We start from the raw sequence: 18,752 nt of genomic DNA on the forward strand, positions 1-18,752 counted from the left end.
CCGCTCATTTATTTCTTATACTCGTAATAAAATAAATAGAATGATTCATAGCCAATAATCATGTTTAAATTTATGAAAAAGGGAGGTAACGGAATGGACCGAAGCAATTCAAATCATACATATAACGGACCTTCCAAAGCACTGCCTCTCTCCCTATTCGATGTAAAAAATGAATTGAAACAAAAAAGCAAGCTTATTCCTTCTGATACCGTGTATAAATTAACGAAAGAAGAGCAACTCATCATCAACAAAATAAAAATACAAACAGAACAGCTAAATAAAAATAATGTTACAAGAACACGCGCATACTACCAATTTTATATTCAATATCCAGAAATACATTGGGCACTGCTTGGACATATGGTATCACGTAACGGCGGTTGGAATATGACTGATTTAAAGGGCGATTTATATACGAGAATTTTATCAGAGAAAGATCAATTCATATTTTTTTCTTTTTTAGAAAGAGGGAATTGGCTTATTTTCCAAGATGTATACCCTCAATTTTTACTTTACGAACAAAGTGTAAAGAGATCACAAAAGTTATTTCACCTTCTCCCTCACCTAAATGTTTCTACATTTATGGAAACGATGTGGAACGATTTTTGGAAAACAGGCAACAAAAAAACATTAGCGATTGCAACTATTATTAATGAACAAAACTACTTAGAAAAAAGAGTGATTCAAAATGTACAATTTAAAAAGACTGTACTAAATAGTATTGGATTTAAACTCTTTGATTTCTTTCAGTTTAATCATATCCTTTTCCCATTCTACGAAAATGATAAGAAGCAAAAAGTATTACTATTTGGTGATACAATGAAACATTTCACTTCCTTACATGAACGGATATTAATTGGAAAAAGATTGTATTCATTATTATTTCGAGATACACATGTTTTATCTCAAATAATAAGCTGGGCCCAACACCATCCGCATACGGGATCAAGGAAAGATTACTGGCCCCATTTATTTTCAAGTGTAAATGAATCTTTTTCCCGTGAGTTTTATAAGCGCCGAATAAAGAAATGCCAGTTACGAAATGACGCTTATCGCATATACAGTCCTGCACTCATCTATGCATGGCGAGATATGAAGCATGAGGAAGTTGACAGTGAAGATTGGTTTACCGATTGGCAAGTTGTACATTACTTAGTTAATAAGGAGGAAAATATAAATGGACAAATTACAGAAGACTACTGCAAAACACTCGAAAAAATTGAACTCGCAATTCTCGCAAAGAAAAATGTCCTCCTCCGAGAAGAAGAATGAGTTTCTAGCATTAGTAGTTACAATCTTTCTCTCTTCTATTATTGGCACTTGTTTAGATGCTTTTTTTGTTCATAAACAAATATATTCCTTTCCAGCTAGGCCCTTCTCATCCATATTTTCGGTTAATATAGCTTTTACATTATTAGTACTGCCGATTTTAACAGTTATCTTTATACACATTTCAAAAAAATTATCTAAAGTTTCTAGAATTCTATTTATTATTTCAATTGGTATTTGTGCTAGCCTTTTTGAACAGATTGCTGAAAGTTTAGGTTTATTTGTACATAGTACGAATTGGAACCATACATATTCTTTATTTGGTTATATGATTTTCCATTCTTTTATTTGGAACATATATAATTGGATAAAAAAATAAAGAGACCATTATAGGTCCCTTCTTAAGCATACTCTTCCATTATTGCTAATGGTGCCAGTGTTTGTAGGCTTTTAGAGCGTAAACGATAGGCAACGACTTTCTTCTTATATTGCTTAATGACATCAATATGTTCCTCATAGCTATATAGAGAAAACCTAATCTCTTTATTCCCTTTCTTCGTATCAATGACTATTGGTGTCCCTTCTCCGTGCGGCGGGAAATAATGTTTATCTAAAAACAAAGCCTCATTAAATTCATGAATAACTTGTAGTTTCATTTCTCCCTCTATATTTTTTCCATCTATCGATATAGAAGTATTTTCTGTCTCAAGCTTTTGATGCAATTCAAATTTACTAATAATTGATTCTACAACAGAAGTGGGCATACTAGAAACTAATACTTTAATAGCTCCAAAAACAAATAATGTAACTATAAACCATGTTGTCATCGTTATCATCTCCATTACATTTAAAAAATAAATTTCGTTCCATACGGTATTAGTATACTAATGAGTATTCCAGTTACAATCATCGTTACCGAACCGATAGTCGCTTCTTTCTCGCCTTCCTTCACTAAACGACTCACACCGATAATATGTGATGCACAGCCCATTCCAACTCCTTTTCCAATCGTACTTGTTATACTGAAAAACTTAAGTACTGTCGGTCCGACAATAGCACCTGTTATCCCTGCAACAACTACAAAACTAGAAGTCATAGATGGAATACCACCAATTTGATCCGCCAATGAAAGGGCAATAGGCATCGTTGCTAACTGTGGTAAAGTAGTTAATATAAGTTCCTTATCTATATTTAAAATTCCGCCAATCACTACATTCATGCTCGTCACAGCCACTATACCTATCACTACTCCGATAAGTATCGATAAAAAATTTTTCATAAGTATCTTTCGCTCTTTAAATAGAGGTATGGCCAATGCTACAATTGCAGGGCTCAATAAGCTTGAAAGAATGTCTCCCCCATTTTCCCTATACTCATGATGAGAAATACCAAAAAGCAAAAATAAACAAATCATAATTGCCGTAACTGTTAACACCGGTAACGTAAATGCAAACGTAAATTTTTTATATAGCTTTGTCGCCAAGAAATAAATTGCTACAGTAATAATAATTAAGACCATTTGAATCGTGCACCTTGTCGATTTTATTTTTTTGATGTTACTAATAATTGACTTATATAACCTGAAATAATCAAAGTTACTATAGTACTTGCAACTACTAAAAGGAATATAATACTCCCCTTACTTAAAAGAAACGACCCGTATTCCATCAGCCCTGTTGTCGAAGGGATTAAAAATAACGGTAAAAACACGATTAACTTTTCCGCACCTAACTCAAACCATTTTAACGGTAAAACGCGAGTGGAAAGGAGCAGGAACAGTATTAACATCCCTATTAAACTTCCCGGTATTGATAGATGGAATATTTCCTGAATCCACGTACCCACTAAGCTAAATACATATAGCACGCCTACTTGAAGTAAAAGCGTCACGTACTTCATTTATTTCCCTCATTTCACTATCACACATCCATATTATGAAATCTCATTTAGCGTGTCGGCAAACCGTTTAATTCCAAGTTGAATTTGTTCTATATTCGCTCTACCAAACGTAAATCGTATATATTCATTTTTCGAACCTAAAACACTGCCCGGAACAAATGCGACACCATTCCGTATAGATTCACCTAATAAGTGATATTCATCAAACTTTCCTTTCACTTTACACCATACATGTATTCCACCCTCTGGCACGAAACATTCAACTCGGCCTCCCAATGTTCCTTCAAGCTCTGCAATTAATTCATCTCTTCTTTGCTTCAATTGTCCACGAAGTGTCGTAATATGTGTATGAAAATCCTTTGATTCTAAAAATTGATTTGCTACCCACTGCGTAAATACACTATGACCAAAATCAACTTGTTGCTTTGCATCTGCTAAACGCTCAATTACGCGTGTAGGACCAATTATCCATCCAATACGTAATCCTGATGCAACAATTTTTGATAATGAACTTATATAAAGAACATTTCCATTTTGGTCCATTGATTTTAATGTCGGGTTCACTTCTCCATTAAAAGAAATTAAACTATACGGATCATCTTCTACAATTGGTATACCGAACTCAGAAGACAGTTCTAAAATCTTTTTACGTCTCGCTAATGAAAGCACAGTACCCGTTGGATTCTGATAATCTGGATTCAAAAATACCATACGAATGCGATGCTTTTTGTGCAAATCGATTAAGTCATCTGGATTCATTCCATGCTCATCAACAGGTAAATGAAATATGTTTAAACCGGCCGATTTAAACATTGGAAGCGAAAAACAATACGAAGGATCTTCAATCGCGATCGCATCGCCAGGTTTTAATAAACATTGAACGATAAGATTAAGCGCCTGTTGTGCTCCAGACGTAATAAGAATAGAGCTTGAATCTGCTTCAATTTGTTTATATTGCTGAACATGTGCTGAAATTGTTTTTCTCAACATCTCATTTCCAAGTGGATGGTCATAACCGAGGTTTTCCATAAATGTTTTCTCCGACAAAATTGTTCGAAATCTATCACTTGGAATTAATTCTGGTGACAGTTCACCACTTGCTAAATTAATTAAATCATCTTTTTGTGTTTCCGTTCGAATTTGTTGAACGAGTGGTACGTTAGGTAAGAATGATCCGTCCTCCACGTACCTACCCCAGTTTGGTATTCGTTTATGTGAGACACCCCATATGTCTGTATTGACCCGTGTTCCGCTTCCCTTTTGTCGTTCTACTACTCCAAGTGATTTTAATTCTTCATACGCAGCTACTATTGTACTCCGGTTCACCTGTAATTCCTTTGCCAATATACGCTCAGAAGGTAACTTACTATCAGAAGGAAATTCACCTGAAGAAATGCCTCTTTCAATATAATCAGCAATTTGTTTATATACAGGTGTCTTATCTGCACGATTTGGTTTCCATTCCATCTAGTTCCCTCCTTTCAAAACGAACTATTCTCATTTTTTACTAACAGTATTCACCGTAAAAATAGTATTAATTAGTCACATTTTCTTATCCGTAAATGGATATATCCAAAATAGTTCTCTTTCTGATTACTCAATAGCTTCTGAAATTCCAACTTCATACTCTCATTTCAGTTCTTTCACAAACTATCAAATCATTACCACATACCATGTTACCCCAACCAGTAGAACAAAAAGAAGAAGAATATAGATTGCAGATAAGTTTTTCACATTTCTTTTTGTAGACTTGCCGTAATTCTCCTCCACGTTTCTTGCAACTAGTACAGTCCCAAATAGCGATACAATTACAATAATAACGACTAGTGAAATTGCAAAACTCATTGTCTTTTCACCTCTCTAAGACCCATCTATTTTAATTAAAGAACTTACATAAAAACCTTCCTCTTTAAAACGCTGATAACATACTACCTTTCTTCTCTTATCATAATAGATGTTTGTAAAAAGCGGACCAACCACTTTCGCGTTTTTTTGCTCATCCACTTTAAAAATAAAAAGCAGCTGATCACTTAGGACCAGTTGCTTTTTCGCAAGGTTAATTATATTCATTTTTCACTTGAAATTAATCCGATTTAAAAGTTTGATCTTTTCATAATGAAAAGTATCGTTCACACCATTTATAAAAAAAGAACCTATGAAGGTCCTTTTTCAAATTGTACAACACAGCACTATGTTGAATATCTTAAAGTTTATACTAATGATAAAGTGAAACTTTAATCAGCCCTCACCAATCGAGCTTTTACGGGCAGCAGGGCCCCCACCTAACTTCTTTGCTTCCGCTGAATTTTGAGGTAGAGGTCTTACTGCCCGGCAAATAGCGGGATAAATGTTAATAGACTTATTCTTCAATAATGAATTGTGAAATTAGCATTTCTAAATTTTCGACTTTCTTTTTCATTTCATTAGATTTCGTCGTTATTTCTTGAATCAATGTGGCTTGTGCTTGAATTGATTGTACCGTTCGATTCGTTTCTTGTGCGACTTGTGTTGCAGTTTCAGAAACTATTGACAAAGAGGCATTTACTTCTTCTGTCCCAGCAGACATTTCTTCTGTGGCAGCAGACACTTCTTGAATTTGGGTCGTTATTCTATTAATATCTTGCATAATAGATGAAAATGCGAGTTCTGCCTTATGCGCCGCTTCTTTACCACCACTAGCCTGTTGTTGACCTTTTTTCATTACATGAACTGTATCCTCTGTATCTTGATGTATAAAACGTATTAAATTATTTATATCATTTACAGATGTTTTAGATTTCTCAGCTAGACCTCTTACTTCAGCTGCAACTACTGCAAATCCTTTTCCATTTTCTCCAGCACGTGCTGCCTCAATTGCAGCATTTAAAGCAAGTAAATTCGTTTGTTCCGCAATATTAGTAATAACATCTAACGCTTCTTCAATTTGTTGTGTACGCGTAACAAGTCTATCAATGACCTTAGAAGTTTCTTCGACAACTTCATTCACGCTATTCATTTGACGAATAGATTGTTTTATAACTTCACTACCAGAATTTGCTTGGTCTATTGTTGCAACAGCAACTTCAGCAACCATCGCTGAAGATTCAGCTACTGTTTGAACACCAGTTGCAATTTCTTCCATTGAAGTTGAACTTTCTTGAATACTAGTCACTTGTCCCTCTATTTCTTTATTTATTTCAGAAGTAGTTCGAACAACCTCGTTTGATATATGTGCTGCCGTTTTCGTCTCTTGTAGCATATTTTCAGTTGAAACAATCACTTCTTTCGCCGTAACCTTCACCTGACCGACTAATTGTTGCAAGTTATCTAACATACTATTAAAGGATTGTACAATATGGCCTAATTCGTTCTCGGATTTATAAGAAGTTCGAATTGTTAAATCTCCAGCAGATACTCGTTCCATATCTTTTTGTAATAATACAATTGGTTTTTTTATAGCATTTTTTGTTATAAAACCAATAAAAATGATTATTATGATTCCAACAAATGAAATAATTACAAATGTTATAATTGTATTTTTCACACTATTAACATTCTCTTTTTGTAGCTGTTCAGCAGCATTATTATTATATAAAATAAGTTCACGAATAGACTGAATTGTTTTTTTCATATTAGGATCAATTTCTTTTAAATAATAGCTATAGGCTTCTTCATTATTAGTCAGTCCCAAATCCTGTGCTTTTTTCATTTGTACTCTTAAATCTTTAAATTGACTTTGAAACGCATTATACAAATCTTTTTCTTTATGAGAACTAATTCTAGTTTCAAATTGTTTTAACAGCTCATCATTTTCTTTTCTAGTCTTATCCATTTCTATTATGAGTTCTTTCATTCTTTTTTCATCTTTCGATATCATAATCTCCATAAAATTCATATTAACATGGTAAAAATTCGATTCTACAATTCCTATCCATTCAATTGGTAATAGTCTTTCTTCATACATACTAGAAGATGCATTTTCACCTTTTTGAAGTCCTAAAAACCCGAGTGAAGATAACATGATACAAGCCAAACTCGATATAATGACTAACACATTTAATTTCGTTCCAATTTTACTATTTTTAATAAAAGACAACAAAATCACTCCATCTATATATTATATTTACTTGTTTTATATTACAATAATTATCGACATTTATCGACATTTTTTTATTAATCTTATAATTATATTCGAAGAACTTGATTCTCATACTATCAAATACTAAAAAGTCTTATGGGAATTCCACAAGACTTTTAATAGAGTTATATTGTTTCTATGAAATTATGATAAAAATTAAAGCGACTTATTAGTTCTTATAACTTCTTGATAGAGAATCGGTGACCACTTATCACTAACATAATCTTGGATAACCCAACCAACTCTTTTTGGATTCTCTTGTTTAATATATGCCGCGATCTCGGGATTTATATAAGACGCATAATAATATGGACTATTCCATGCTGTACCACCAGAAGACAAGCTTGTAAAATTAATATATAGATGATTTAAATCCTCGCTATTGTTCATCGTTTCATTGATTGTATCTTTAATAGATTTTATTTTCTCATCATAACTCACTTTATATTTATCTTGTACTGTTATATTTACATTTTGGTTTACAGTTGTGGTAAATGTCTCATTATCTGGCCAATAAAAATTATTATATCCTCCAGATTCACTACTACCACTATATCTTTTTAGTAGGACAATTTTCCCACGAGCATCTCCAAGTTTTATATTTCCTTCTGTTTTTAAAAAGATAGGATCAACAAAATAATTTTTTTCAAACGTACTACTAAATGAACCTTCTGCCCCTTTCATATTCTCATACTCTTTTTTTAAAGACATAATAATTGTTTCACTCGGGTTATCTTTTAAAAATTGTTTTGCTTCATTTATGAATTCATGCAGTGTTACATAAAGATATAATGGCCCATGATGAAGAACTATCGTATTATCATCTGTTAAACGTCCTCTTATATCAAAAATGCGAGCTCCATGGTCCATTTGATAGCGAAAATCATATTCTTGCGTCATTCCCCACACTTGCTTAATCGGATTTTGCAACTTGAACGTCCCACTATCGTGTGTTCCTGGAATTGAAATTCGTGCTAACGGGATATTATCAGGTATAGGTTGCATCCATTTTGACCAATTTTCAAGCTCATTAATAGAGCTAGCTGCAACTACTTGCTTATCATGTAAAGCAAATACAAATGTGATAAATATTGTACTACATATGAATAATTTCAAAATTAACTTCTTATTGCTCATTATTATCCCTCTCTTTTTCTGTTTTTATATCAAACTTATTGAATATAATATAAGCTAGTTCATAAAAAATAAATAACATTTCATCAATATGAAATATTGCATAGAAGTAAAGTTAAAAAATCATTCACATATACTAAATTAGAAAAATTTAAAGGAACTTCATCTGAAGTTCCTTTGGCTTATTTTATGTTCAATACATATGAACCATCTTTATTCTCATATTTATAGACGTATAAATAATATTTACCTGGCTTTGCATTATAAATTCCTTTAACTACATTTCCTTCATTTTCACCATATGCTACATAGTTATTTAAATCTGATTCATGATGAAGTACCCATGTCATTCCGATATTTTGTTCATTTATTAGAGAAATATTAATATTTTCCGGCGAGTCAATTTGGAAAGTAAATACATCTACTCTATCACTATTATGTAGCGTTCCTTTCACCGGTGTATGAAAGTTAACTTTATTTGCCTGTCTAGGCTCATTATTTGGTTCATTTTCTGTTACTTGTAATTCATTCCCACCGTTTGGTTTTCTTTGTTCATAGCCTAAGTTTACTAGTATAGACTTCATATCTGGTAAAACACCAATTTTATCTGCATATGGATCTTTAGATTTTGTTCCTGTGCTCTGGTTGCTTAATATTGCTCTTAGTTCACTTGGTCTATATGGTTGTCCTAAATTTTCTTTAGCAATGCTTTGTACTAAAGTCGCTGCCCCAGCAATAATTGGCGAAGCACTAGATGTTCCGCTAAAGCTTGAAGTATAAAGATTTACGGCACTTCTACTTTGCTCAGCTGTAGTTGTATCTACATTTTCTCCCCATCCGTACACATCAATACGGCTTCCATAATTCGAAAACCACATACGTTCATGAGGGAAAGATGAAGAGCCAGCTCCTACCATAATTGCACCCGAATCTTTAAAATCTTTACTATTACGATTTAAGACTTGCTTACCCTTTCTATCTTTGAACTGATCTAAATCATTCCACCCATTTGCTCCGGCCTCTATAATTACAATCCCCTTATCTGTACCAGCACGAATTGCATCAAAGATATCTGGTTGTACTTCAACAGGTAAATATTTATCACCATATCCATCGAAAGATGCTTGCGCCTCTAACAATAAAACATCCCCAGCTTCTAACTGATTTACAGCACTTAATATTGCATCAGCTGTATTATACTGTCCGTTATCTCTTATTTGAGAGATAACCTTTGCTTTCGCTTTTGGCGCAATCCCAATATTCCCGACTTCATTGTCCTCAGAGGATACAATTCCTAGTACAGACGTCCCATGACCGACATGCTGATCTATATTTCTTCCAGACATTAATTCAATATTTTGATGTAATAAATCCTCATGATTTATTAGCCATCCGTATTCCATATCAACAAAAGTGATACCATTTCCATTACCGCCTTGAATTCCCCAGGCGAAAGACGCATTAATACCGTATGGGGCTGCTTCAAGATAACCTTGTTTTTTAAATCTAGGATTGTTATTAGGATTAAGAGCTACACTTGATGATTGCACTTCAGGTGGCATTATTTTCTCTTGTTTCTTCATATACGCATCTTCTATTAAAGAAGATGCCTTTAACTTATCTATTATTCCTTCTTCATATCCACTATTTTGATTTTGAAGAATATAGTAGTTTAATAAACTTGTAGATACATGATTAGGCGCTTTCACTTCAAGGTTTTGTATTTGTTCCGGGCTTACAGATGTGAATAAACGAGTAAATGTTACATCTGGATATTCTGTCAAAAAATCTTTTATTACTTTATCATTCGTTTGAGATTGTATTTGTTTTTCAATACCATCTTCATATGGGAAATCCAAATCCGCTTTAAATTTTACAATGATTTGCTTATCTGTTTCTTGTTCTATCCCTAATTTACTCTGCTGTTCTATAGAATCAGCATGTACACTATTGACAGTGCCTCCTGTTCCTAAAAGTGTTGTAATGATTACAGTTGACGCACACATTTTTTGAAATATTTTCATTACATCAATCCTCCTATTAATAATCATTAATCATTATATTAATCTATAATGTTTTCACCTATAACGTATTCCCTTTCTACTAAATAGATTATAGTAATCAGAAATATGAACTTCAATGTATTTTCATATGCAATATTTCATATTCGGACTCTACACGAATATGAAACTTATAGTGATTATTTATTTTATACGTGCTAATATACTTACATTAATATATTACGCGTATACACATTTAAAACTACATTACTTAATAGTTTCACCTTAATTTTTTCTTAGGAGGATTTACAATGAAATTACTAAAAATCAAACATATAATCCCTTTATCTGCGGCTGCAATTACATTCGTATGTAGTCAAAGTACAGCTGAAGCTTCTACCATTCATACAGTAAAAAAGAACGATACACTTTGGGGCATTAGTAAACAATACGGAGTTTCAATACAATCCATTAAACAGGCTAATAATAAAGGAAACGATCAAGCCTTTATTGGCGAACAGTTACATATTCCAGGTTCCGTGAAATCAAATGAAATCACTGTTCCTCAAAACGCCAAGCCTGCGAACATTTCTGGACAAATTATTTATCAAGTACAACCGGGAGATTCATTAGAAACGATAGCAAAGCGTTACAATGTAACCGTCCAATCTATAAAACAAATTAACAATACAGTCGGAAACAAGCTTTATACAGGACAACATTTAAAAATCAACTCAATCATTTCACAAAAAGAAAAAGACTTAATGGCACGCTTAGTTACTGCTGAAGCAGGTGGCGAATCCTATAAAGGAAAAGTAGCAGTAGCGAAAGTTATACTAAATCGTGTAAATGCAAAAGGTTTTCCAAATACAATAACAGGCGTTATTTATGAACCTATTAAATACGGATATGCATTTACTCCTGTTACAGATGGAAGAATTAATCAGCCTGCAAGCGTAGAGGCAAAAATGGCTGTAGAAGAGGCTATCTCCACAAATGGAGTACATTCTGACTGGCTTTATTTCTACAATCCAAAAACATCAACAGACAAGTGGATTACGACACGTCAAACAGTAGCAGTAATTGGTAACCATGTGTTTGCTAAATAAGATTTAAAATCATTAACAGACCTCTTCACTTAAAAGGTCTGTTTTTTTCTATGTAAGATGTTATTAATCATATGACATAGTGATTTTTTAAACTATTTCTTCTTTCAAATAAAAATTTTTGTATTTACTCCACCACTCGGAGAAATTAATAAAGCATCAAGTTCAAAAACTCTCACTTTATTAATAAAAGCTATTTCTTAACTTCATAAAATTGTTATACACTAGAAAAATAAAAAACAAACTATTCGTTAGCAGGTGAAAGAATATGTATGATGTTACAATTATCGGCGCTGGAGTAAGTAGCATTTTTATGGCTTATTCACTAGCTAAAAGTAACAAAAAAGTTTTAATTCTTGATAAAGGTAAAGCGCTAGAAGATCGCCATTGTCCTTTAGACGAAGAAAAAGTGTGTAATTGTACTACATGTGATAAATATTTCGGGTTTGGTGGTTTAGGAAAATCTGAAGGGAAATTTAATTATACAAACGGATTTGGCGGAGAACTTGAGCAAAAAGTCGGTAAAGAGGGCTTTATACAACTCATGGCTGAAGTAGATGAAATTCTATGTCAGTTTGGTGGAAGTTCGGTTTCAAAATATTCTACTGAAAATTCAAGTCTCACTAAAAGAGCTCAAGCGTCTGGTTTACAAATGCTAACAACAGAAGTAAGACATCTTGGTACTACACTTTCCAGTAATATTTTTCAGCAGCTCTATGAATTTTTACTGAAAAAAATAAAGATCCAATTTCATATAGATGTACAACATATTCTGAAACAGGAAGATCATTTTACAATAGAGACAAATCAAGGAACAGTTCAAACTAAGCAACTAGTATTTGCAACTGGGCGCTCTGGGGCCGATTGGTTAAAAGAAATGTGCAGTTCCCTAAATATTTCTCAAGAGCAAACACGTGTAGATTTAGGAATTAGAGTAGAAATGAAAGAACATCAATTACGTTCTATATTAAAAGATACTTTTGAAACAAAACTTTCTTATCAAGGTGAGCATTTCACAGCAACTACTTACTGTATGAATCCAAAAGGACGCATCATTCGAAAGTACGAAGAAGGTTTAGTTATGCCTGACGGTCAAAATTTTCGAGAGCAAGGAACTGGCACTTCTAACTTAAATTTCACTTTATTTATTCCTCGCCATTTTCCAACTCTCAAAGAAGCAAATGTATACGCAAGTTCAATTATTAAAGGCATTAACCAAGGACGAGATCGGATTGTTATACAGCGCTTAGAGGACTTACTAAAGAAACAACCTACGGCGGAAAACAGCATGGAACATAATCGTATACAGCCTACACTACAGGGGGATTATGGAGATTTGAATCAAGAAATTCCTCAATTGTATATTGAAGGGCTGAAAGAATTTTTATTACGTTTAGAACAATTTATACAAGAGCCTATTGATCAACATACTTTACTATATGGAATTGACGGAAAGTTCTATGCTCCTACGATAAAAATTAATAATCATTTTGAAACTAGTATACATGGGCTATTTTTAATTGGAGATTGTTCAGGCGTTACGCATTCATTATCTCAAGCAGCTGCAAGTGGTCTGTATGTTGGAAAGTACTTATCTGACATTTATTTCTATCATTAAGATGTCAGTCAAATATTTTCAATTTCAAAACACTTTTACTTATATATAGTAAAAGTGTTTTAATAACCCCTCCTATCCTTCCCGGCTAATGATTAACTGACAAAGAATCGGAATTTTACAAAATACATATATAACATAACTGTATATTTAAAACGATTGGCATTCAATTTTAATAAATTGAATGTCAACAGTTTTAAAAGTCTCTATCCATTTTCACTTTCATTTGTTCGATATTTTGTAACATCATCATAGTGTTTAATATGGTAGGATGTCTATAAGTCAATTTCACTACAACAATGACTTGTTCTGCCCGTTTCTCAAAAAGAGTTATATTTATGCTACTACGCTTTAAAAATCCCCATTGTATGTATATGAATACTTCAAATTATTCCCTTTAGAAAACAGAGTCTAAATGGTTCATTACACTTTAATAGTTATAAAAACATAATATATAACTTCAATTAAATAAATTGTATAAAGAAGGTGTAAAAATGAAGAATAAAATAAATTTACAAATACAAAATATAAGCTTTGTTATAATAATGGCTTTAGCAGTATGGTTAAAAACATATCTTATTACGCGATTCAGTTTTGATTTAAAAATTGAGTCATCAACGCAAGAGCTTATTTTGTTTATTAGCCCTCTAGCCGCATCATTAGCATTTGTTGGATTAGCATTATTTGCAACTGGTGAAAAGCGAAATTATATAGCGCTATGTATTAATTTCTTATTAACGATCGTGCTTGTTGGAAATGTAATGTTCTATGATTTTTATAGTGATTTCGTTACATTACCAGTACTTGGACAAACCTCAAACTTTGGCCAATTAGGCGGCAGTATTATAGAAATATTAAACTACAAAATTATACTCGCATTCGTAGACATTGTTTTCTTCTTTATTTTATTAAAAAAGAAATCATTGGTCTTTAAAACAGAACGTGTAACTCATTCTACACGCTTGTTATACTTTCTTTTAACGATTGGTGTATTCTTTGCGAATCTACATCTTGCAGAAAAAGAGCGCCCTGAATTATTAACGAGATCATTCGACCGGGTAATGCTTGTCAAAAATTTAGGCTTATATACTCACCAAGTATATGACTTAACACTGCAAGTAAAAGCTGGGTCACAAAAAGCACTTGCTGATAGTAGTAAATTACAAGAAACTGAAAACTACGTAAAAGCAAACCAAAGCGAGCCAAACCCTAATATGTTTGGTGCAGCGAAAGGAAAAAACGTAATTGTCGTCACTCTTGAATCCTTGCAGACCTTCTTAATAGGCGCATCAGTCAATGGGCAAGAAGTTACACCATTCCTAAATGAATTCATAAATGAAAGTTATTACTTTGATAACTTTTTCCATCAAACTGGTCAAGGGAAAACATCCGATTCTGAATTTCTAATCGATACGTCGTTGTATCCATTAAATCGAGGGGCTGTATTCTTCACACACGGTAACAATGATTATACTGCGACTCCAGAAATTTTACGTCAGCAAGGTTATTTCACTTCTGTATTCCATGCGAATAACGCAACATTTTGGAATCGTAATATTATGTACTCTGCTCTTGGTTATGATCGTTACTATAATGAGCTTGATTACAAAATTACGCCAGAAACAAATTTAAATTGGGGATTAAAAGATATCGAATACTTTGATCAATCAGTAGATATATTAAAAACTGTTGATCAACCATTCTATGCTCGTTTCCTTACTTTAACAAACCATTATCCGTTTACGTATGATGAAGATACAAAATTCATTGAACCATACAACTCTGGTAATGGCGTATTTGATCGTTACATCGTAACTGCACGTTACTTAGACGAATCAATTAAAAAATTTATTGAGCGTTTAAAGGCCGAGGGAATGTATGATGATTCTATTATTGTGTTATACGGTGATCATTATGGCATTTCCGAAAAACATAATCGTGCAATGGCGCAGTTTTTAGAAAAAGATCAAATAACAGAATTTGATACTTTAAATTTACAACGTACACCTTTATATATTCATATTCCTGGACAAACAGAAGGTCAAACTATTTCAAAGCCTACGGGACAAATCGATATGAAACCTACTATTCTAAATTTATTAGGTGTTGATTCTACGAATGATATCCGTTTTGGCCATGATATGTTTTCAGATGAATATACTGGCTTTGTTGTTTTACGCGATGGTAGCTTCGTTACAGATAAGTATGCATACAAAAACAACACTTTCTACGACCGTATAACAGGTGAAATTGTAGATTTACCAAAAAAAGAAGCTCAAGCCCTCATTAAACGTGCACAAAATGAATTACTAATGTCTGACAAAATTATTGAAGGCGATTTATTACGCTTCTCAGAAAGCAATAAAATTAAAACTGGCGAAGTGCAAACTAAAATTAAAGAAACTGAAAAATAATCTATATATGAAAAAGGAGCAACTTATTACAGTTGCTCCCTTTTACTTTCTTATAACACATCATGCAATTTCATATGAAAAATCTGATGTATTTTACTTTTATTCTACACTTGTTTCTAAAGCTACATCCGTATAGGTATTATCATCACCTATATTTAAAATCACTTCACATTGACGCATTCTCAATTTAAAGAGCATGATAGAATCATGATAGATTTCAGGGTTTGATTTCATCTTATGTAATATCTCTTGTTTTTCTTTTATTTCTAAATGCGTGTTTTCTACAGCTTGCTTCAAGGAGTTAAATGGATTCCTAAAGAATATATTTATATCTCGCTCTTGTGTGTTTTCAAACAGCTCAAATTGCAAGAAAAATTTCTTCATAATAGAAGCCGTTACTTCAGTATAATCTTCATTTTCTACATACTGTTTGTATTTGTTATATAGCATAGATTTATTTTTAGGAAGAACTCCAAATAATTTACCGGCACTTTTCAGTAAAAATTGTGCTGGCGTAAATCGACGTAAAATATTTACTTCATCCATTTGTATTCTAGTCGTCATTCTGTCAGTATCCCTGCGCCAGTCATCAAGCACTTTAAAGTCACATTCTAACTGTATTCTATTTTCTCCAAATAGTGAATTAAGCCCTTCACTAAGTTCTTCTAAATACGTTTGACTTTGAAGAAGCTCATTATTAGAAGTTGCAATCCAATTTTGCATAGAAAGAGCAAGATTAGGTAATACAGTTTGTTCTAAATATTTATGCACTCTTTTATTCATTGCTTTATTTAGTTCCGTATCCATGTGCCCGAAATCACTTTCTTCACTAATTAAATTAGAACAGCTCTTTAATATCTTCGGAATATTTTCAGTAAGATCATTTGTAATTTCAGTTTTCATTGAACGATATGATTGTGTAATGAGATGAATTTTTTCCCTCTCAAATGCAGTAAGGTTATTAATGCTACCGTTTAGTTTCACTAGCATATCTTCATTCCAATTAATAGCATCCACTAGATTGTTTTCTTTCTCAACACGTTTATCCAAAAGATATGTAATTGTTTTTCGAATGAAATATAATAACTTTTCAGTACGTTCTGCATCTATATGTTTATGATTAAAGTTAAAATGAATAAACTCAGTTAAATCATTTAATTGTTGACTACTTGTATATAACGAAGAATAAGGGAAAATTCTCGCATGCGGGAAATATGTGTTTATTCTCGCTGCCGTATCATGTAATACCCTTTTTACTTCTGCTTCACTGTAAATGTTATCGATTTTATTTAATAAGAAATGAATTTGTAAATTTGGTGTATGTTCTTGAATACTTAATAGAATGTCACGTTCTTTATCAGTAAAAGGTGAATCCGCATTCAATACGAACAGTAATTTGTCTACAGAATTTAAATATTCGAATATCTCATCTCTAGTGTCGTTATTCCTATTAAAGCCCGGTGTCACTACAAATGTAAGTTTATTATCATTTAAAAATCTGCATGGTAATTTAAATTCAACACATGCTCTATCTCTATATGTTTGATAGTGCTGAGACATCATATTATGGTAATCAGAGACATCTTCCGTTGTTGTAATTGCTGAGTCTGTTATAGCGTTTATTTCTATATGAGCATCATTTTTTAAAACTACTACATTTGAAATTGATTTTTCTAATATATTTTCTCCTAATATAGAGTTAATAAATGTAGTTTTTCCGTTTCCTGAAGTTCCCGTTACTAAAATACGATTTGTTCTTAAATCTGCGAGCTCGTCAACTAGCCATTTAAATCGGTGACCTATTTCTATATTGTGCTTTTGTGCCCATTGTGTAATAGATTCAAAAAGGTGTAAGCTGTACTCTAAGCCATTTACATGATTAATAGAATGTGACAGTAAGTTTTCCGCATGTTCTATATTTGCTGAATCTATTTTGGAAGGGAAAATCTCATCCCATGCCAATACAGCTGCAGATGGAAATACAGCATAAGATGGATTGACCACCTTTAACCAATTTGCTAACAGATTTGGTATGATATCGTTTAATTGTCTAAGCCTATATTGACCTTGAATTAATGCAAAGTACGTTTCTTCGTAAAGAGCAGAAACTTTGTTCCATATATCGGACGAATGTATTTCAATATGTAAGAAAAATTCATTTATTGTGTTAAGCCACAATAAGTAATTTTTTTCATTTTTATAACTGTTCCAGAGTGATGAAACCATTTGCGTAAATTGTACTTGATCTACATTATTTAATGTAGCTAATGCATCATAAAAATAGTCTGGTGAAATATGTTTAGTAAACCCTTTATCGATATATCCTTTTAACACCTCAAACCAAGGATACGATTCTATGCGAATTAACTCATTCACAGCAAGCTCTACTGCACTATCAAAATCTTGCTGTTCCTCATAAAAGGAACGGGCAATTTTTGTGACATTCGGATAATCAGGATTTAAAGAAACTGCTTCTTTAATAACACCGAAAGCTGAGTCAAAATTATTTTGCTCAATGTAAAGAGAAAGTAATTGTAGTCTAATTTCGGTCATCAATATTTTATTATCAGTAGTAATGGAAGTATAAATATTTTCAGCATATGATAATTGATTAAGTTCGAAATAAGCATCCGCAATATTTTTTTGTGCCCATGGTGCTAATTCATTACTAACCTTCTCCCATTTAAAAATAGCTGCTTCAAAATCTTGATGACGATAATAAAATTCACCTTGTGCAAAACGAATATAAGACCCATCAGAAATCTCATTTTTTCTTCGTTTACATAAGCTTGTCCAAGTACGTCAAGAGTTGGTTTTGTTTCATTCTCCATTAGGAATGTTTCATAATACATCTTTTTTATTAATTGTTTTTCTAATCTCATCTTTTCCCCCACTATATCTTGAAAATACATTTTTAAGATATGTCAATACTTTTTGTATGTATGCTTTTTATCTTAACAAAGAATATCTTTTGGAAAATTTCATTTTCCTTTCATTTTTCAAGTTAGATTGAATTTTTATGAGAAAAGTTTCAGTTTTTTCAATTCCCTTTCAGTTATGAAACAGCATTAAATGTTCCTAATAACCTAATAAGACTATAATCTCTTGCATTATATTATCAAGAAAAACCTATATGAATCATATTATAAAAACAATTTATAACGAATATATATGCAAAATTAACTTCAACTATATATA

At 32.4% G+C, this 18,752-nt stretch carries 13 protein-coding genes and 1 pseudogene; 5 read left to right on the forward strand and 9 right to left on the reverse strand.

Annotated elements, in window-relative coordinates; genetic code table 11:
* Nucleotides 1-93: 93 nt before the first annotated feature.
* Nucleotides 94-1,272: a DUF2515 domain-containing protein gene (locus JFU02_RS09690; RefSeq protein ID WP_000376167.1), complete on the forward strand. Its 1,179-nt coding sequence runs from the start codon at nt 94-96 to the stop codon at nt 1,270-1,272.
* Nucleotides 1,247-1,648: a CBO0543 family protein gene (locus JFU02_RS09695; RefSeq protein ID WP_140338025.1), complete on the forward strand. Its 402-nt coding sequence runs from the start codon at nt 1,247-1,249 to the stop codon at nt 1,646-1,648. Before JFU02_RS09690 ends, JFU02_RS09695 begins: the two co-directional genes overlap by 26 nt.
* Before the next feature lie 22 nt (nt 1,649-1,670).
* Here the strand turns inward: JFU02_RS09695 and JFU02_RS09700 are convergent, their stop codons facing one another.
* The 8 genes from JFU02_RS09700 to JFU02_RS09735 all read right to left on the reverse strand — a co-directional run bounded on the left by JFU02_RS09700 (nt 1,671) and on the right by JFU02_RS09735 (nt 10,443).
* Complete coding sequence (locus JFU02_RS09700; protein ID WP_000214642.1) at nt 1,671-2,096, reverse strand: YfmQ family protein; 426 nt, start codon at nt 2,094-2,096, stop codon at nt 1,671-1,673.
* A 20-nt stretch (nt 2,097-2,116) separates the two neighbouring features.
* Nucleotides 2,117-2,788 (reverse strand): LrgB family protein, encoded by a 672-nt coding sequence (locus JFU02_RS09705; protein ID WP_000242947.1) that lies wholly within the window; start codon nt 2,786-2,788, stop codon nt 2,117-2,119.
* A gap of 23 nt (nt 2,789-2,811) precedes the next feature.
* Nucleotides 2,812-3,168 carry a CidA/LrgA family holin-like protein gene (locus JFU02_RS09710; protein ID WP_061666415.1) on the reverse strand — a complete coding sequence of 119 codons (357 nt, stop codon included), beginning with the start codon at nt 3,166-3,168 and terminating at the stop codon, nt 2,812-2,814.
* A gap of 33 nt (nt 3,169-3,201) precedes the next feature.
* Complete coding sequence (pdxR, locus tag JFU02_RS09715) at nt 3,202-4,635, reverse strand: MocR-like pyridoxine biosynthesis transcription factor PdxR (protein WP_000454958.1); 1,434 nt, start codon at nt 4,633-4,635, stop codon at nt 3,202-3,204.
* A gap of 186 nt (nt 4,636-4,821) precedes the next feature.
* On the reverse strand, nt 4,822-5,013 hold the full coding sequence (locus JFU02_RS09720) for a hypothetical protein (RefSeq protein ID WP_000006462.1): 192 nt from the start codon (nt 5,011-5,013) through the stop codon (nt 4,822-4,824).
* 514 nt (nt 5,014-5,527) lie between these two features.
* Nucleotides 5,528-7,243 carry a methyl-accepting chemotaxis protein gene (locus tag JFU02_RS09725; RefSeq protein ID WP_061666413.1) on the reverse strand — a complete coding sequence of 572 codons (1,716 nt, stop codon included), beginning with the start codon at nt 7,241-7,243 and terminating at the stop codon, nt 5,528-5,530.
* A gap of 198 nt (nt 7,244-7,441) precedes the next feature.
* Entirely contained in the window at nt 7,442-8,422 is a 981-nt protein-coding gene (gene plcA, locus JFU02_RS09730; protein ID WP_000066286.1) for a phosphatidylinositol diacylglycerol-lyase, read from the reverse strand.
* 179 nt (nt 8,423-8,601) lie between these two features.
* The gene (locus JFU02_RS09735) at nt 8,602-10,443 is read right to left on the reverse strand and encodes a S8 family peptidase (protein WP_061666412.1); all 1,842 of its coding nucleotides are present in this window, start codon (nt 10,441-10,443) and stop codon (nt 8,602-8,604) included.
* A 287-nt stretch (nt 10,444-10,730) separates the two neighbouring features.
* On the opposite strand from JFU02_RS09735, the gene JFU02_RS09740 reads away from it, so the two are divergent.
* From JFU02_RS09740 to JFU02_RS09750, 3 genes are all read left to right on the forward strand, one after another.
* The gene (locus tag JFU02_RS09740) at nt 10,731-11,528 is read left to right on the forward strand and encodes a cell wall hydrolase (protein WP_000771011.1); all 798 of its coding nucleotides are present in this window, start codon (nt 10,731-10,733) and stop codon (nt 11,526-11,528) included.
* 265 nt (nt 11,529-11,793) lie between these two features.
* A complete protein-coding gene (locus JFU02_RS09745) occupies nt 11,794-13,143 on the forward strand; it encodes an NAD(P)/FAD-dependent oxidoreductase (RefSeq protein WP_086407577.1) in 1,350 nt (449 codons plus the stop codon).
* Between the two features lie 491 nt (nt 13,144-13,634).
* Entirely contained in the window at nt 13,635-15,554 is a 1,920-nt protein-coding gene (locus JFU02_RS09750; RefSeq protein ID WP_086407578.1) for an LTA synthase family protein, read from the forward strand.
* A gap of 99 nt (nt 15,555-15,653) precedes the next feature.
* On the opposite strand, the pseudogene JFU02_RS09755 reads toward JFU02_RS09750, so the two are convergent.
* A pseudogene (locus JFU02_RS09755) lies at nt 15,654-18,436 on the reverse strand (dynamin family protein).
* Between the last annotated feature and the right edge of the window lie 316 nt (nt 18,437-18,752).

Origin of the sequence: Bacillus sp. TH13, from assembly GCF_016651175.1 — a bacterium.
GTDB classification, from domain to species: domain Bacteria; phylum Bacillota; class Bacilli; order Bacillales; family Bacillaceae_G; genus Bacillus_A; species Bacillus_A thuringiensis_S.

Excerpts from the sequence above, each read along its gene's own strand:
- JFU02_RS09690 (WP_000376167.1), top strand. The coding sequence starts at position 94 with ATGGACCGAAGCAATTCAAATCATACATATAACGGACCTTCCAAAGCA.
- JFU02_RS09695 (WP_140338025.1), top strand. The coding sequence starts at position 1,247 with ATGTCCTCCTCCGAGAAGAAGAATGAGTTTCTAGCATTAGTAGTTACA.
- JFU02_RS09700 (WP_000214642.1), bottom strand. The coding sequence starts at position 2,096 with ATGACAACATGGTTTATAGTTACATTATTTGTTTTTGGAGCTATTAAA.
- JFU02_RS09705 (WP_000242947.1), bottom strand. The coding sequence starts at position 2,788 with ATGGTCTTAATTATTATTACTGTAGCAATTTATTTCTTGGCGACAAAG.
- JFU02_RS09710 (WP_061666415.1), bottom strand. The coding sequence starts at position 3,168 with ATGAAGTACGTGACGCTTTTACTTCAAGTAGGCGTGCTATATGTATTT.
- pdxR (WP_000454958.1), bottom strand. The coding sequence starts at position 4,635 with ATGGAATGGAAACCAAATCGTGCAGATAAGACACCTGTATATAAACAA.
- JFU02_RS09720 (WP_000006462.1), bottom strand. The coding sequence starts at position 5,013 with ATGAGTTTTGCAATTTCACTAGTCGTTATTATTGTAATTGTATCGCTA.
- plcA (WP_000066286.1), bottom strand. The coding sequence starts at position 8,422 with ATGAGCAATAAGAAGTTAATTTTGAAATTATTCATATGTAGTACAATA.
- JFU02_RS09735 (WP_061666412.1), bottom strand. The coding sequence starts at position 10,443 with ATGAAAATATTTCAAAAAATGTGTGCGTCAACTGTAATCATTACAACA.
- JFU02_RS09740 (WP_000771011.1), top strand. The coding sequence starts at position 10,731 with ATGAAATTACTAAAAATCAAACATATAATCCCTTTATCTGCGGCTGCA.
- JFU02_RS09745 (WP_086407577.1), top strand. The coding sequence starts at position 11,794 with ATGTATGATGTTACAATTATCGGCGCTGGAGTAAGTAGCATTTTTATG.
- JFU02_RS09750 (WP_086407578.1), top strand. The coding sequence starts at position 13,635 with ATGAAGAATAAAATAAATTTACAAATACAAAATATAAGCTTTGTTATA.